This is a genomic window from Bacteroides sp. An322 (genome assembly GCF_002161765.1).
GTDB classification, from domain to species: Bacteria; Bacteroidota; Bacteroidia; order Bacteroidales; family Bacteroidaceae; genus Phocaeicola; species Phocaeicola merdavium.
The window spans coordinates 120,154-134,083 of sequence record NZ_NFIN01000002.1 but is presented as its reverse complement, the minus strand read 5'-3'; the positions used below and the strand labels follow the sequence as shown (position 1 = coordinate 134,083).

Annotated in this window: 11 protein-coding genes and 1 tRNA gene; 2 read left to right on the top strand and 10 right to left on the bottom strand. The window is 43.6% G+C overall.

Annotated features, from left to right (window positions below; all coding sequences use genetic code 11):
* Window positions 1-2: 2 nt before the first annotated feature.
* The 5 genes from B5F91_RS01625 to B5F91_RS01605 are packed head-to-tail and all read right to left on the bottom strand — an operon-like array spanning window position 3 to window position 4,806.
* A complete protein-coding gene (locus B5F91_RS01625) occupies window positions 3-647 on the bottom strand; it encodes an ATP-binding cassette domain-containing protein (RefSeq protein ID WP_087427359.1) in 645 nt (214 codons plus the stop codon).
* A 10-nt stretch (window positions 648-657) separates the two neighbouring features.
* Window positions 658-2,199 carry a DUF4836 family protein gene (locus B5F91_RS01620; protein ID WP_087427358.1) on the bottom strand — a complete coding sequence of 514 codons (1,542 nt, stop codon included), beginning with the start codon at window positions 2,197-2,199 and terminating at the stop codon, window positions 658-660.
* 49 nt (window positions 2,200-2,248) lie between these two features.
* Window positions 2,249-2,956: a 16S rRNA (uracil(1498)-N(3))-methyltransferase gene (locus tag B5F91_RS01615; protein WP_087427357.1), complete on the bottom strand. Its 708-nt coding sequence runs from the start codon at window positions 2,954-2,956 to the stop codon at window positions 2,249-2,251.
* Between the two features lie 18 nt (window positions 2,957-2,974).
* Complete coding sequence (locus B5F91_RS01610; RefSeq protein ID WP_087427356.1) at window positions 2,975-3,550, bottom strand: bifunctional nuclease family protein; 576 nt, start codon at window positions 3,548-3,550, stop codon at window positions 2,975-2,977.
* Window positions 3,547-4,806: an MFS transporter gene (locus tag B5F91_RS01605; protein WP_087427355.1), complete on the bottom strand. Its 1,260-nt coding sequence runs from the start codon at window positions 4,804-4,806 to the stop codon at window positions 3,547-3,549. Before B5F91_RS01605 ends, B5F91_RS01610 begins: the two co-directional genes overlap by 4 nt.
* A 505-nt stretch (window positions 4,807-5,311) precedes the next feature.
* Between B5F91_RS01605 and B5F91_RS01600 the strand changes: the two genes are divergently transcribed.
* Window positions 5,312-6,739: an undecaprenyl-phosphate glucose phosphotransferase gene (locus B5F91_RS01600; RefSeq protein ID WP_087427439.1), complete on the top strand. Its 1,428-nt coding sequence runs from the start codon at window positions 5,312-5,314 to the stop codon at window positions 6,737-6,739.
* 33 nt (window positions 6,740-6,772) lie between these two features.
* Here B5F91_RS01600 and B5F91_RS01595 read toward each other — a convergent pair whose 3' ends face one another.
* From B5F91_RS01595 to rlmD, 5 genes are all read right to left on the bottom strand, one after another.
* On the bottom strand, window positions 6,773-7,756 hold the full coding sequence (locus tag B5F91_RS01595) for a transposase (RefSeq protein WP_239416133.1): 984 nt from the start codon (window positions 7,754-7,756) through the stop codon (window positions 6,773-6,775).
* Window positions 7,743-8,111, bottom strand: a complete 369-nt coding sequence (locus tag B5F91_RS01590; RefSeq protein WP_087427354.1) for a transposase — start codon at window positions 8,109-8,111, stop codon at window positions 7,743-7,745. Before B5F91_RS01590 ends, B5F91_RS01595 begins: the two co-directional genes overlap by 14 nt.
* A 127-nt stretch (window positions 8,112-8,238) precedes the next feature.
* Window positions 8,239-8,313: transfer RNA gene (locus B5F91_RS01585), tRNA-Pro, on the bottom strand.
* Window positions 8,314-8,399: 86 nt separating this feature from the next.
* A complete protein-coding gene (locus B5F91_RS01580) occupies window positions 8,400-9,287 on the bottom strand; it encodes an RluA family pseudouridine synthase (RefSeq protein WP_204244653.1) in 888 nt (295 codons plus the stop codon).
* Window positions 9,288-9,336: 49 nt separating this feature from the next.
* Window positions 9,337-10,761, bottom strand: coding sequence for a 23S rRNA (uracil(1939)-C(5))-methyltransferase RlmD (rlmD, locus tag B5F91_RS01575; protein WP_087427352.1), 1,425 nt, complete (start codon window positions 10,759-10,761; stop codon window positions 9,337-9,339).
* A gap of 371 nt (window positions 10,762-11,132) precedes the next feature.
* Between rlmD and ppdK the strand changes: the two genes are divergently transcribed.
* Window positions 11,133-13,859 (top strand): pyruvate, phosphate dikinase, encoded by a 2,727-nt coding sequence (gene ppdK / locus B5F91_RS01570; protein ID WP_087427351.1) that lies wholly within the window; start codon window positions 11,133-11,135, stop codon window positions 13,857-13,859.
* The last annotated feature ends 71 nt before the right edge of the window (window positions 13,860-13,930 follow it).

Sequence of the window (13,930 nt, the reverse complement as noted above, 5' to 3'; positions counted from 1 at the left end):
AATTAAAGTTTCAATATCCGGTCGTATCCCAAAGGCAAATGCTTCCCGATAGAAGTCACTACCACGCCTACTCCCCTCTTGTTTACTTCCTCTTTCAGTATATCTGCCATAACGCGGCTATTTCCATCATCCAAATGGCTTATCGGTTCGTCAAGGAAAATAAAATCAAAAGGCTGGCACAATGCACGGATAAACGCCACCCTCTGCTGCTGGCCAAAAGACATACGTTCCACTTTCTGGTCTTTTTTCCCATCAATCCCTAACCTTTGAAACCATTCCTCAATTTGCTTCCGTTGGCAATATCCTGTCAATGCGTTCTTCATCCGGACATTCTCCCAAGCAGTCAGTTCACCGAACAATCGAAGCTCTTGGAACAACATGCTCAACGAAGTTTTCCGTAAATGCACCCATTGTGAAACAGATAAATTGCGGATATTCTGCCCGTCAAAAGAGATTATACCCTGATAATCCTTCCGATACCCGTATATAAAACTACAAAGAGAAGACTTTCCTGTTCCCGAAGCTGCCTCCAACAAGTAAATCTTCCCTTTCTGAAAGGCTACCTGCCGATGCCAGACATCAGAGATAACCGTATCCCTGCCGGCAAAGACTTCCGGCAAGGTCTGTTGTAACTCTATCGTTTCCATTCCTTACTTATTAATTGATTGCACTCAACAAAGCCTGAAGAATATTCCGGTCTTGAGCTTTCATCACCAATTCCAGATGCGATTTATTCATATCCTCCATAGCGAAGGTCATATAATCCAAACCTTGCAAAAAGCCCAACGCCTGATTCCATTCAGCTTGAGAACCATAAACTTGTCCTGCTTCCTCTATAGCTGAAGCCAAATTCATTCCCCAATACACGATGTTACCTTTTACCTGCTTTCCCCACGGGCAATCACGTAATGTTTGTCCCGGAACAAAAGCATCAATCCACTCCGCATGATTTGTCAGATAAAAACGTCCGTCCGATACCCCGAACCACCAGTTGTGATAACCGGGACGCATCCCCAACATGCTTCCGTCCGTCATACGGAATTCATATCCCGTAGCACCACGGTTAATAAGTTGCATCCGGTTGCCTGTCAGTGCCAATAAAGGCTTCAGGTTTTCAAAAGTCTGTAAAAAACGGGCATCCGTCACATCTGCATAAGCAATGAATTTACCCGACATCGGATTACCGGCGATTGCCACATCCCCTTTCATCGAACCGAATATTGATTCAAAATCAATCGGCATCATCGAGTTTTCCAACTGACTGTTTAGCAAAGGATGTCCGCATAAAATTTCATAGATTTTCTTTCCATCGATATTCATCGACATCCAGAATCCGGTATTGGCAGGGAATTTATCCAAATAAGTTCCTTCTATTTTCCCAAATGCCTGAGCCTGCTTCTCCTGCATCTGCTTCATTACTTTGTCCGTACTCAAGTTCGTAAAGTCTATGCTCATTTTCCCTTGAGCAAAAGTCACTTCCGCCAACGTTTTTATATCTTTCAGTTCCAGCCCTCCGGAAGCTCCCATCAGAATCGGACTCACATATTGTCCGGGAAGCATGTCTAGAGAAGTTAAAGCCACAATATCTCCTTTTCCGCCTTTAATATGCTTGAAATCCGATGTAGCACAATATCCGTCCTCTTCACCTTGGCGAAGCAACATCGAGGCAGTATGGCACAAATCTTGAGGGACACCTCCGTTGGGGTCGCCCAATATCAAAAGAGCATCCGACGTATATGCCACCAACAAATTTCCCATAGCAGCCCATTTATACCCGTCTTCTTGAACTAAATCACCACAAATCTGTTGCTTACTTAATGATTCGAACAATGCCTCTAGTTTCCCAGCATCAGACACACGTGCCAATACCCCGGCTGAAACCGAGTGGGATTCTACATACAGGTATATGTTTTTCCGGAAATCAATGCCGCTTTCTGCCGGGTCTGCCATTATTTTATCTACCAATGGTTCAGACCCTTGCATACCACTCTTCAAAGCATCTCCTAAGCGTAGCACGAGTGCTTCTCCTTCTTTGCCCGATAAACCGCTTTTCTCAACAATAGATGCCGCATTGACCGACACGACCAAAGCTGCATCCTTAGGCAAAGCCGCTTCGTATTCATCTCCGCTTTTGCACGAAACCAATGCCCACACGCCTATCATCCAGCATGCCCACCATGTAAAACTTCTCTTCAACATAACTTTATCCTATTACCTGATAAATAACTTACCGATACACAACCTTTTATCAACTCTCCAACACATGCGCCAGATTCATCAAATGCGCCGCTACCAAAGCTGCAGTCTCGGTGCGTAACCTTGATTTTCCTAAACTGACAGACCGGAAGCCCATAGATTCCGCCAATGCTACCTCTTCACGGCTAAAATCCCCTTCCGGACCAACCAATACTACCGCATCGGCTTGAGAGTCCAAGACACTCCTCAACAAAGGCTTCTCGCCTTCATAGCAATGCGCGATAAATTTCTGCCCTTTAAAATTTTGCTTGACAAATTTATCGAAATCAATCATACCATTCACCTGCGGCTTCCGTGCCTTCAAAGATTGTTTGACAGCAGAAACCACAATCTTTTCAATCCGTTCGGGCTTTATTACTTTCCTTTCCGAAAAACGGCAATTCAAGAAGCTCAATTCATCAAACCCGATTTCAGTCGCCTTCTCCACAAACCATTCGGTACGGTCTATGTTTTTTGTCGGTGCCATAGCTAAATGCAAATGCCCTTTCCATAAGGGTTCTTGAAAAACCGTTTCCAAAACTTTTACTTGACAACGCTTCCCTGCAATTCCGTCAATAACAGCCTTATAAAAAAATCCTTTCCCATCGGTAAGCAACACCTCATCGCCTACGGTCAATCGCAACACGCGCAAACAATGGGATGCTTCCTCTTCAGGAAGTTCCATCTTTATTGCAATATCCGGTGTATAAAATGTATGCATATCTGTTTTTTATAAAAATCAATTTTCGTCTTTTTGCTCTTGTTCCCTTTTACGGATTTCATCACGCAATTGCGAAGCACGCTCATAATCTTCGGAAGCAACAGCTTCTTCCATTGCTTTTTTCAAAGTATCCAAGTCAACCGAATTTACCGTAAGCGTGTAGATAGAACCGTCTGTTGAAACATTCCTCAACTGTTCCCGTTCTAAAACGTCTTCATACACATACAACGGAAATTTAGCCCGCAACGACAATGCAACAACATCCGAAGTACGCGCGTCTACCGCCTCTACTTCTCCGTCTGCTCTCCTTATATAAAAATAAGAATAGTAAATTCCGTTCTTCACTTCATAAATAACCGCTTTTTCACATTCCAAACCACCCGCTTCCATTACATGTAACATCAAATCATGTGTAAAAGGACGAGGCGGACGATAGTTCATTTCACCCATCTTAATACTCTGTGCTTCTGCTGCACCAATAATTAATGCCAGTTTTCGTTTCTCAACCCCAACTTCTTCCAATACCAACGCAAACGAATTAGACGGCCTTAACACCGTTGACATATCCAGAATTTTCACTTCAATTTCTTTCATTCCTTTACGTGTTTATATTTAAAGACAATAGCAAACAAAATTGCTACCACCAATGCGTATGCCGCAAAAATAAACCAGGCTTTGCTCCAACCTTCCACTTGCGGAACCGTGCTGCCGAAATCCACAAAACAATTCACCACAGCTTGAGCGCTCAATGTACCAATCGTAGCTCCCAGCCCATTGGTCATGATAATAAATAATCCTTGGGCACTCGAACGTACGGAGACATCTGTTTCCTTATCTACAAACAAGGAGCCGGACACATTGAAAAAATCAAATGCCACTCCGTATACAATCATCGAAAGAATAAACATCCAGACGCCACTGCCCGGATTTCCTAATCCGAACAAAGCAAACCGCAACACCCATGCTACCATAGCTATCAGCATTACTTTCTTAATGCCAAAACGCCCCAAGAAGAACGGAATCAGCAATATACAACAGGTTTCGCTGATTTGCGAAAGGGAAATCAACAAATTGGCATGTTGCACTCCAAACGTATCGGCATATTCAGGCAATGCACTGAAACTAGTTATAAACGGATTGGCAAACCCATTGGTAATCTGCAACGATACCCCCAATAACATCGAAAATATAAAAAATATCGCCATTTTACGTTGGCGGAACAACAAAAACGCCTTCAAGCCTAACGCTTCGGCTAAAGACTTCCGCCCGCTTGCACCACGGCTTACCGGACACGTTGGAAGCGTATTGGCATAAACCGCCAACAGAATGCCCCAGCCCGCGCATACAAAGAATTGCATATAATTAGACTGGAATCCCCATAAGTCGACCAGCCACATCGAACAAATGAAACCGATAGTTCCACAAGTACGGATAGGAGGAAACGCCTTGATTGTATCTAACCCGGCACGCTCAAGAGCCGTATAAGCTACCGAATTGGACAGTGCCAATGTTGGCATATAAAAAGCTACGCTCATTGAATAAAAAGCGAATAGTATCGGGAAAGACACCATGTTACCTGCCGTCATTCCATAATAACCCGCTCCTGCCATAAACAGAGCTGCCAACAGATGACTCAATCCCAACAAACGCTGGGCTGGCACCCAACGGTCGGCGATAATGCCCAATATAGCCGGCATAAACAACGACACAACACCTTGCATGGCATAAAACAATCCGATGTGGTTGCCCAGCCCTATTCCTGCCAAGTAAGTCCCCATCGAAGTCAAATAAGCTCCCCACACAGCAAACTGCAGGAAGTTCATCACAATCAGTCGAAATTTTATATTCATAGTTTTCTTATACCTTATTATATATAGGCTCGCAAGCCTAGAGTGTAAACTCAATAACAAATATACGAAACTTTAATCGAAAATCCAACAAGTCGCCCTTGTTTTTATTTGAGAATACTACAGCACTTTCATTTAAACAAAATGCTAAATAAAACGAAGCAGGCTTCAGAAGGCTACGAATACGGATGTAAAGGCCAACGAATGCAGATGAATCAGGCGATGCAGCCTAATGAAAACAAACGGACATAAAAAAAGGGAATCTTCCCAGATTCCCAATCTTCATTAACCTTAAATCTAATACCATGAAAAACACGATGCAAAGATAAGCATTTTATGTTATGCAACATACATCCTCATCCAAAAACCGCTTATTTTTAACAAATATTTTATTTGTAACGGTTTTTTAAAGAGAAGCTCTTGCTTTTCTCAAATTTTATTGCAACATTTGCAGTATGAACATTATGTAGGCATTCATTGTTTTAAAAGCGATTTTAATTGTTTCTTTATGGGCAACAACAAAACAAATAACAATACAACTCGACGCTACAGCATAATACAAGTGCTTGTCATTACCTGTGACTTATGTCTATGCAACGGATTATTCTATCTGCTGTACTATTGGACTGGATTTTGCAAACAGCATCCAACTCAAGAAGCAACATTGCCTCAAACTTTAATTACCCTGTCGCTCTGTTATTTAATATGCACTATCCACCGAGGAGTTGTCCTGCATAACGACAAAGTACATCCTTACCAAATTGTCTGGCGGGCATTTCTTAATGTATTCTATTTTTCTTTCATCAGTGGTTTCTTGCTGACAGCCGGTCATTTTATCGAAATTTCCTTTTCATTTTTTATCACATACCTTCTCTCGTTATTCGTTTCGGAAAGCATCTGCAGGCTTCTGATCCGCATTTGCATCAAGAAATACCGGACAAACAAAAACCATATCCACTATGTAGTGTTGATAGGAAGTACAACTAATAATATTGAGTTATACCACGAACTGACTAACAACCTGACCTACGGATATGCAGTTACAGGCTATTTCGATGACCAACCTAACCCGGAAATGGATGCGCTAAATTGTCCCTATTTGGGCAAACCGGAAAAAGTCCAAGACTACCTTGCTTCTCACACGTATATACATTCTCTGTTTTGCTGTCTTCCTTCAAGACGGGCAAGTACGATTGTACCGATTATCAACTATTGCGAAAACAACTTGGTACATTTTTACAGTGTGCCCAACTTGCGCAATTATCTCCATAACCGGGTGTTTTTCAATATGCTGGGCAATGTCCCTTACCTGAGCCTTCGCCCTGACCCGCTGAGCCAGCCGGAAAACAAATTCTTAAAACGAGCATTCGACATTGTATTTTCATTAACGTTCTTATGCACGTTTTTCCCTATCATCCTCATTATCGTAACCATTATTACCAAAATAACCATGCCTGGTCCCGTCTTCTTCCGTCAAAAACGCAACGGATTGAACGACCGTGAATTTTATTGCATCAAATTCCGTTCGATGAAAGTAAACAAAGACGCCGATACCTTGCAAGCAACTAAAGATGACCCACGTAAAACCAAATGGGGCAATATTATGCGCAAGACTAATATAGATGAATTGCCCCAATTCATCAACGTACTATTGGGAGACATGAGCATAGTCGGTCCTCGTCCTCACATGCTAAAACATACAGAAGAATATTCAAAACTAATCAATAAATACATGGTACGCCATTTTGTAAAGCCTGGCATTACAGGCTGGAGCCAAGTCACAGGCTACCGAGGCGAAACCAAAGAGTTAAAAGACATGGAAGGACGTGTCTTAGGAGACATCTGGTATATTGAACACTGGAGTTTCGGACTGGATTTATACATCATTTACCGTACCGTCCGCAACATATTCCACGGTGAGAAAAATGCATATTAACGGCACAGTTCGCATTGTTGGGGATTTAACAAATTAGGCATATAATTTCGCTACCCTGTAAAGGAAGAACTTGATGTCTCCCACTCCTCTGAACGTAGCCCTAAACGTTTTGAGTTTGGCATTGAAGGACTCTGCATTGGCGTTCGTGTGCCTTTCGATGAAGAAGTTCAGGATCCTTTCATAATGCGCCTTAAAGGAATTGATGACTGTGTTGAATTGGGGGTATTCCCATTCCTCCACCCTGTTAAACCAAAGTGCCATCTTTACCCTGGCCACATCCTTATCATAGCTCGTCGAGTATATTTGTCCCAACTGTAGGGAGAGATAATAGAACTGCTTGAGGTCATCGTATTGGCTAAAAAGGATTTCCGCCCTTTTCCTTTGCGTTTCGGTCCAATGTGTCGGGGACTTGAAAAGCAGATACCTGCTTCGCAACAACAACTGGCGGCGCGTATCGCCGTTTTCAAAGACTTCCGGCACGAATTTCTCCCCTTTTGCCTTGGCCTCTTTCCGCAGCTTGTTTTCCTCCTCTATGGCCTGCCAACGGTACTGTACCCTTACATCCTGTAGCGCGTCGTACATGAGCTTCTGTACATGGAAGCGGTCTATGACCTGCGTGGCGTTAGGGAAACAGCGCAAGGCGATGCTGTGCATGTTATCTGCCATGTCCAACGTGACGGTCCTGACTTTCAGCCGTTCTTCCAAAGGTATCATTTCGAGGCACGCTTCAACATCTTCCGACTTTGTGCCCCTGACCATGGCTATGACGGTGCCTTTACGACCATGCCCGTCTTTGTTACAGACATTCGTGTAAAGCTCGCCACCAGTCAGGCTGGTCTCATCAAGGGATATATGCTCTCCGGTGTTTTCAGGGAAAAGGATGTAGTCCTCAGCGTGTCCGTATTGCTCCCATTTGAGGAAGCCGCTCAGATGGTTCTTATAATAATCCGTTAACACGGAAGGCTTCAGGCGGCAGAAATCGGCCACGCTCTTGATGCTCACCTCATGGTTTTCCAAGTATTCCTTTTAAAAAAGCACCGAACTCGGCGGTGATTCGGGTGCCTGAAGCTACCAGCTGCCAGTCACGGCTATAGGTCTTGCCCGTACGCTTGTCTTCCCAGCGTCGGCGACGGAGCTTCAGATAGACCGTATGGTCACGGGCGGGGAAATCCGTCACTACTATTTCAGGATAGAAGCCTTTGGAAACTAACGGGAGGGAAGAATATTCTTCCGGTATCGCCGGAAGTTCATCTAAACATATGATATAATAAGAACCCATGTCGGAGAAGTCGACAATCTCAAAATAGTCCAATATGCCTTTAGGCAGGAATAAGGACAAAACAGATTTATAATTAACTGAATTGCGTTTCATAACACAAAGATATGACTTTTACGCTTTTGTTAAATCCCCAAGTTTAAAATCTGTGCCATATTAACCACCCTTTGCAGACACTTATAAAAACGCGAAGTCCTGATTTCTAACGAAATCAGGACTTAAGTCGGGGTAGCGGGATTCGAACCCACGACCCCCTGCTCCCAAAGCAGGTGCGCTAACCGGACTGCGCTACACCCCGAAAGGTTCTTTTTCAAAACCGCTGCAAAGGTAGTGGTTTCTATTTAAACCTGCAAATTTTTGAAGAACTTTTTTCTATATTTTTTTCTATCTCCTTAGCATTAATGTTTTAAAGGGAGCCGGATAAGGCGTTTCAAACTCCATCCATTCATGTGTTACCGGATGATAAAAACACAACTTGAATGCATGAAGCGCCAAACGTCCCAACGGATTTACCTCACATCCATAACGCTCATCTCCTACCACCGGATGCCCTAACGACTGCATGTGGACACGAATTTGGTTCTTCCGACCTGTCTCCAGATTCAATTCCAATAACGAAAAGCCATTGGCGCGCTTAATTGTATGATAATGAGTCACCGAATACTTGCCTCCATCATCTACCGGAGAAGAACTTACATACAATTTACGGTCGGTCAACCAAGAACGTACCGTACCTTCATCTTGCTCCATATCTCCTGCTACAATTGCTACATACCGGCGGTCACGTACCAGGTCATGCCAATTATCGCGTAGCGTATGTTGCGTTTTCTCGTCTTTGGCATACATCATAATGCCGGATGTTTCCCTATCCAAGCGATGAACCACATAAATCCGGTTTCCTCTGTGAATCCGCTTTACATACTCATTTAATATATGTTGCGCCGTTCGTTCTTTTTGACGTTCTGTAGCAACCGAAAGCAATCCTTCTTTCTTTTCTACAACTATGATATAGGCATCCTCATACAAAATCTTCAGCATCGGATGCCGGAACTCATGCTTATGCTTTTCCTTGCTGATTTGCACGCACATACCCGGCTGTAAAGGATAATTGTAAAGCGTTTGAATCGTGTTATCGACCAGCACTACCCGATTGGTCAATAAGGCTTTCACCCGCGTGCGGCTGATACCTGCCATCTTTTTCATCAAGAAGTCCATCAATTCACCCGGTTCGGTCACCCGATAAGTTGTATATTTCGAAGCAGCACGCGCCATAGCAGGCTTGCTTGTCTTAAAGTCTTTTCTTGCCACGTCTTTATCTATTTTAATAAGTTTTCTTTTCTAATAATACCACATTTTCTACATGATGCGTATGCGGGAACATATCTACCGGCTGGACTGCCTTTACTTTATATTTCACGTCAAGCAATTGCAAATCACGGGCTTGTGTCGCAGGATTGCAACTTACATAAACAATGCGTTCCGGCTCTGCTTCCAATATCACTTGAACAACATCCCCATGCATACCTGCCCGAGGCGGATCGGTAATAATCACATCCGGACGCCCGTGCTCACGAATGAAATCTTTGGTCAGGATATCTTTCATATCGCCTGCATAGAATAAGGTATTCTCAATGCCGTTCAGTTCCGAATTGACTTTGGCGTCTTCTATCGCTTCGGGCACATATTCGATACCTATCACTTGCTTGGCTTGGCGGGAAACAAAATTGGCGATAGTTCCCGTTCCTGTATATAAATCATACACAAGTTCATTTCCGGTCAATCCGGCAAAATCACGAGCTACCTTATATAAATTATAGGCTTGTTCCGAATTGGTCTGATAAAATGATTTGGGTCCGACCTTAAACCGAAGCCCTTCCATTTCTTCGAAAATATGGTCTTTCCCTTTAAATACCTGCACATCCAAATCACCGATTGTATCGTTGCATTTGTTGTTAATCACATATAATAAGGAAGTAATTTGCGGAAACTTATCTGCTACAAACTGAAGCAATTCCTTCATCTTCGCCAATTCCGCATCATCCACAATCTTGCATTGCAACAAGACCATCAGTTCTCCGGTTGAAGAAGTACGCACCATCATGTTGCGCAACATGCCTTCTTGTGTGCGCAAGTTGAAAAATGCATACTGATGTTCGTAGGCATAATCACGGATAGCATTGCGGATTTGGTTGGAAATATCGTCTTGAAGCCAACATTTCTCTATGGCAAGCACCTTATCGAACGCACCGGGAATATGAAAGCCTACCGCATTCATTTGCTCGTATTTTACGTCCTCCTTCACTTCTTCTTCGGTCAGCCAGCGTTTATTCGAGAACGTAAATTCCAGCTTATTGCGATAATACATCGTCTTCTCCGAACCGATAATGGGACTGATTTCAGGCAATTCGATTTTCCCGATGCGGGTCAGATTATCAAACACTTGTTTTTGCTTATAACGGATTTGCTCTTCGTATGCCAGACATTGCCATTTGCATCCGCCACACACACCATAGTGTTGGCAAAACGGTTCCACCCGCATGGGAGACTTTTCATAAAACTTTACGGCTACAGCCTCTGCATAATGGTTCTTTTTCCGCTTCACTTGCAGGTCGACCACATCGCCCGGCACTACGTAGGGTACAAATACCACCAAATCATTTACCTTGGCAACAGCTTTTCCCTCTGCCGCCACATCCAGTATCGTTACCTTTTCCAATAAAGGAAGTTCTTTTTTCTTTCTTGCCACGTTATTTCCTATAATTCAATTTTAAGTGCAAAGGTAAGGATTTTCCTCCATATTCCGATAAGATTTTGAAAGAACTCCCAAATAATCTGCATTTATCCTCCATTTAACTCCGATATCTGTTTCAGCTAAATGAAACCGGCATTCCATCTGTTTAAATTCAGGCATGCATATATGTGCATAACGGCATCAATCCGTCTATAATTCCAATATAAATAAGGTGTAAGAAAAAGATTACACTCATTTTGGCAAGTCTATATATCAAAATATGTCTAAAAACACCTGCTTTGTATTTGTTATGTTACAAATTTTCCATAGCTTTGCAAATGTTCTACTTATGAGAAACATAACAACCTAATAAATCTTCTAAAAGAATGGAAACAAAAAGAGTTTACACCTTCGGAAACGGACATGCCGAAGGAAAAGCAGACATGAGAAACCTACTGGGTGGTAAAGGTGCCAACCTTGCTGAAATGAACCTTATCGGAGTACCTGTGCCTCCTGGTTTCACTATCACTACAGAAGTTTGTAACGAATATTTCGAGAAAGGCAAAGATGCGGTCGTAGCTTTGTTGAAGGACGATGTAGAAAAGTCTATCGTAGGTGTTGAAACACTTATGAAATCGAAATTCGGCGATGTAGAAAATCCATTGCTTGTATCAGTTCGTTCGGGTGCACGTGCATCCATGCCGGGTATGATGGATACTATCCTGAACTTGGGATTGAACGATGAAGTGGTTGCCGGATTGGCGCGCAAGACAGGCAACGAACGTTTCGCATGGGATTCATACCGCCGCTTCGTGCAAATGTACGGTGATGTTGTATTGGGCATGAAACCTGCTAACAAGGATGACATCGACCCGTTCGAAGCTATCATCGAAGACGTTAAGAAAAAGAAAGGTGTACGTTTAGACAACGAACTGGAAGTGTCAGACCTGAAAGAACTGGTTAAACGCTTCAAGGAAGCCGTTAAAACCCAGACCGGTAAAGAATTCCCCAACGATGCTTACGAACAATTGTGGGGTGCTATCTGCGCCGTATTCGATTCATGGATGAACGAACGTGCTATCCTCTACCGCAAAATGGAAGGCATACCAGCCGAATGGGGTACTGCCGTAAACGTACAGGCAATGGTATTCGGTAACATGGGCGACACTTCTGCTACCGGCGTTTGCTTCTCTCGTGATGCCGCTACAGGCGAAGACCTCTTCAACGGCGAATACCTGATTAATGCTCAAGGCGAAGACGTTGTAGCAGGTATCCGTACTCCGCAACAGATTACTAAAATCGGTTCTCAACGCTGGGCAAAACTGCAAGGCATCTCTGAAGAAGAACGCGCTTCTAAATATCCGTCTATGGAAGAAGCTATGCCGGAAATCTACAAAGAATTGGATGAATTGCAGACTAAGCTGGAAAACCACTACCATGACATGCAAGATATGGAATTTACTGTACAAGAAGGTAAATTGTGGTTCTTGCAGACCCGTAACGGAAAACGCACCGGTGCCGCTATGGTACGCATTGCCATGGAAATGTTGGAACAAGGCTTAATCGACGAAAAGACAGCGGTTTTGCGTTGCGAACCGAATAAGTTGGATGAATTGCTTCACCCCGTATTCGACAAAGAAGAACTCCGTAACGCTAAAGTTTTAACCCGTGGTCTTCCGGCTTCTCCGGGTGCTGCTACAGGTCAAATCGTATTCTTTGCCGAAGATGCAGCAAAATGGCGTGCCGATGGTCATCGCGTAGTTATGGTACGTATCGAGACTTCTCCCGAAGACTTAGCTGGTATGACCGTGGCTGAAGGTATCTTGACCGCACGTGGAGGTATGACTTCTCATGCAGCCGTAGTTGCCCGTGGTATGGGTAAATGCTGTGTATCAGGTGCTGGAGCCATTAATGTAGACTACAAAGCACGTACCGTAGAAATCGACGGCGTTGTATTGAAAGAAGGCGATTACATTTCATTGAACGGTAGTACCGGTGAGGTTTATCAAGGCGAAGTGCCGACCAGAGCAGCTGAAGTATCGGGCAACTTTGCCAAACTAATGGACCTTTGCAACAAATACACCCGTTTGCAAGTACGTACCAACGCTGATACTCCGCACGATGCAGAAGTAGCCCGTAAGTTCGGTGCAGTAGGTATTGGTCTTTGCCGTACAGAGCACATGTTCTTCGAAAACCAAAAGATTGTTGCTATGCGCGAAATGATTTTGGCACCAAATGAAGAAGGACGTAAGAAAGCACTTGCTAAATTATTGCCTTATCAAAAGAACGACTTCAAAGGCATCTTTAAAGCAATGGACGGTTATCCTGTAAATGTCCGTCTGCTCGACCCGCCTTTGCACGAATTCGTTCCGCACGATCAAAAAGGTCAGGAAGAAATGGCAGAAGCTATGGGTGTAACTGTAGAATATATCCGCCAGCGTGTAGATAGCCTTTGCGAACACAATCCGATGTTAGGTCATCGCGGATGCCGTTTGGGAAATACTTATCCCGAAATCACCGAAATGCAGACCGAAGCTATCTTGGGTGCGGCTTGCGAATTGAAGAAGGAAGGTTACGATCCACATCCTGAAATCATGGTTCCGCTGATTGGTATCTTGTACGAATTCGAAGCACAAGAGAACATCATCCGTGCTACTGCTAAGAGAGTGTTCGAACAAGAAGGCGTAGAAATTCCGTTCAAGGTAGGTACGATGATTGAAATTCCGCGTGCAGCCCTAACAGCTAACCGCATTGCATCACATGCTGAATACTTCTCATTCGGTACAAACGACTTGACTCAGATGACATTCGGTTATTCACGTGATGATATCGCTACCTTCTTGCCTGTTTATTTGGAAAAGAAGATTCTGAAAGTAGACCCGTTCCAAGTACTCGACCAAAACGGTGTAGGCCAGCTTATCCAAATGGCTGTAGAAAAAGGCCGTTCAGTACGTCCTGACTTGAAATGTGGTATCTGCGGCGAACATGGAGGTGAACCTTCATCTGTGAAGTTCTGTGATAAAGTAGGGTTAAATTATGTTAGCTGTTCTCCGTTCCGTGTGCCTATCGCACGTTTGGCAGCGGCTCAGGCAGCTATTGAAAATCCGAAATAAGCAATAACGTTCTTATAATAAGAAGCGGATAAAAGTTTCAAATAGCTTTTATCCGCTTTCTCTTTTTATCT

Coding starts and splice junctions, on each gene's coding strand:
- B5F91_RS01625 (WP_087427359.1), bottom strand. CDS start 647: ATGGAAACGATAGAGTTACAACAGACCTTGCCGGAAGTCTTTGCCGGC.
- B5F91_RS01620 (WP_087427358.1), bottom strand. CDS start 2,199: ATGTTGAAGAGAAGTTTTACATGGTGGGCATGCTGGATGATAGGCGTG.
- B5F91_RS01615 (WP_087427357.1), bottom strand. CDS start 2,956: ATGCATACATTTTATACACCGGATATTGCAATAAAGATGGAACTTCCT.
- B5F91_RS01610 (WP_087427356.1), bottom strand. CDS start 3,550: ATGAAAGAAATTGAAGTGAAAATTCTGGATATGTCAACGGTGTTAAGG.
- B5F91_RS01605 (WP_087427355.1), bottom strand. CDS start 4,806: ATGAATATAAAATTTCGACTGATTGTGATGAACTTCCTGCAGTTTGCT.
- B5F91_RS01600 (WP_087427439.1), top strand. CDS start 5,312: ATGGGCAACAACAAAACAAATAACAATACAACTCGACGCTACAGCATA.
- B5F91_RS01590 (WP_087427354.1), bottom strand. CDS start 8,111: ATGAAACGCAATTCAGTTAATTATAAATCTGTTTTGTCCTTATTCCTG.
- B5F91_RS01580 (WP_204244653.1), bottom strand. CDS start 9,287: ATGGCGCGTGCTGCTTCGAAATATACAACTTATCGGGTGACCGAACCG.
- ppdK (WP_087427351.1), top strand. CDS start 11,133: ATGGAAACAAAAAGAGTTTACACCTTCGGAAACGGACATGCCGAAGGA.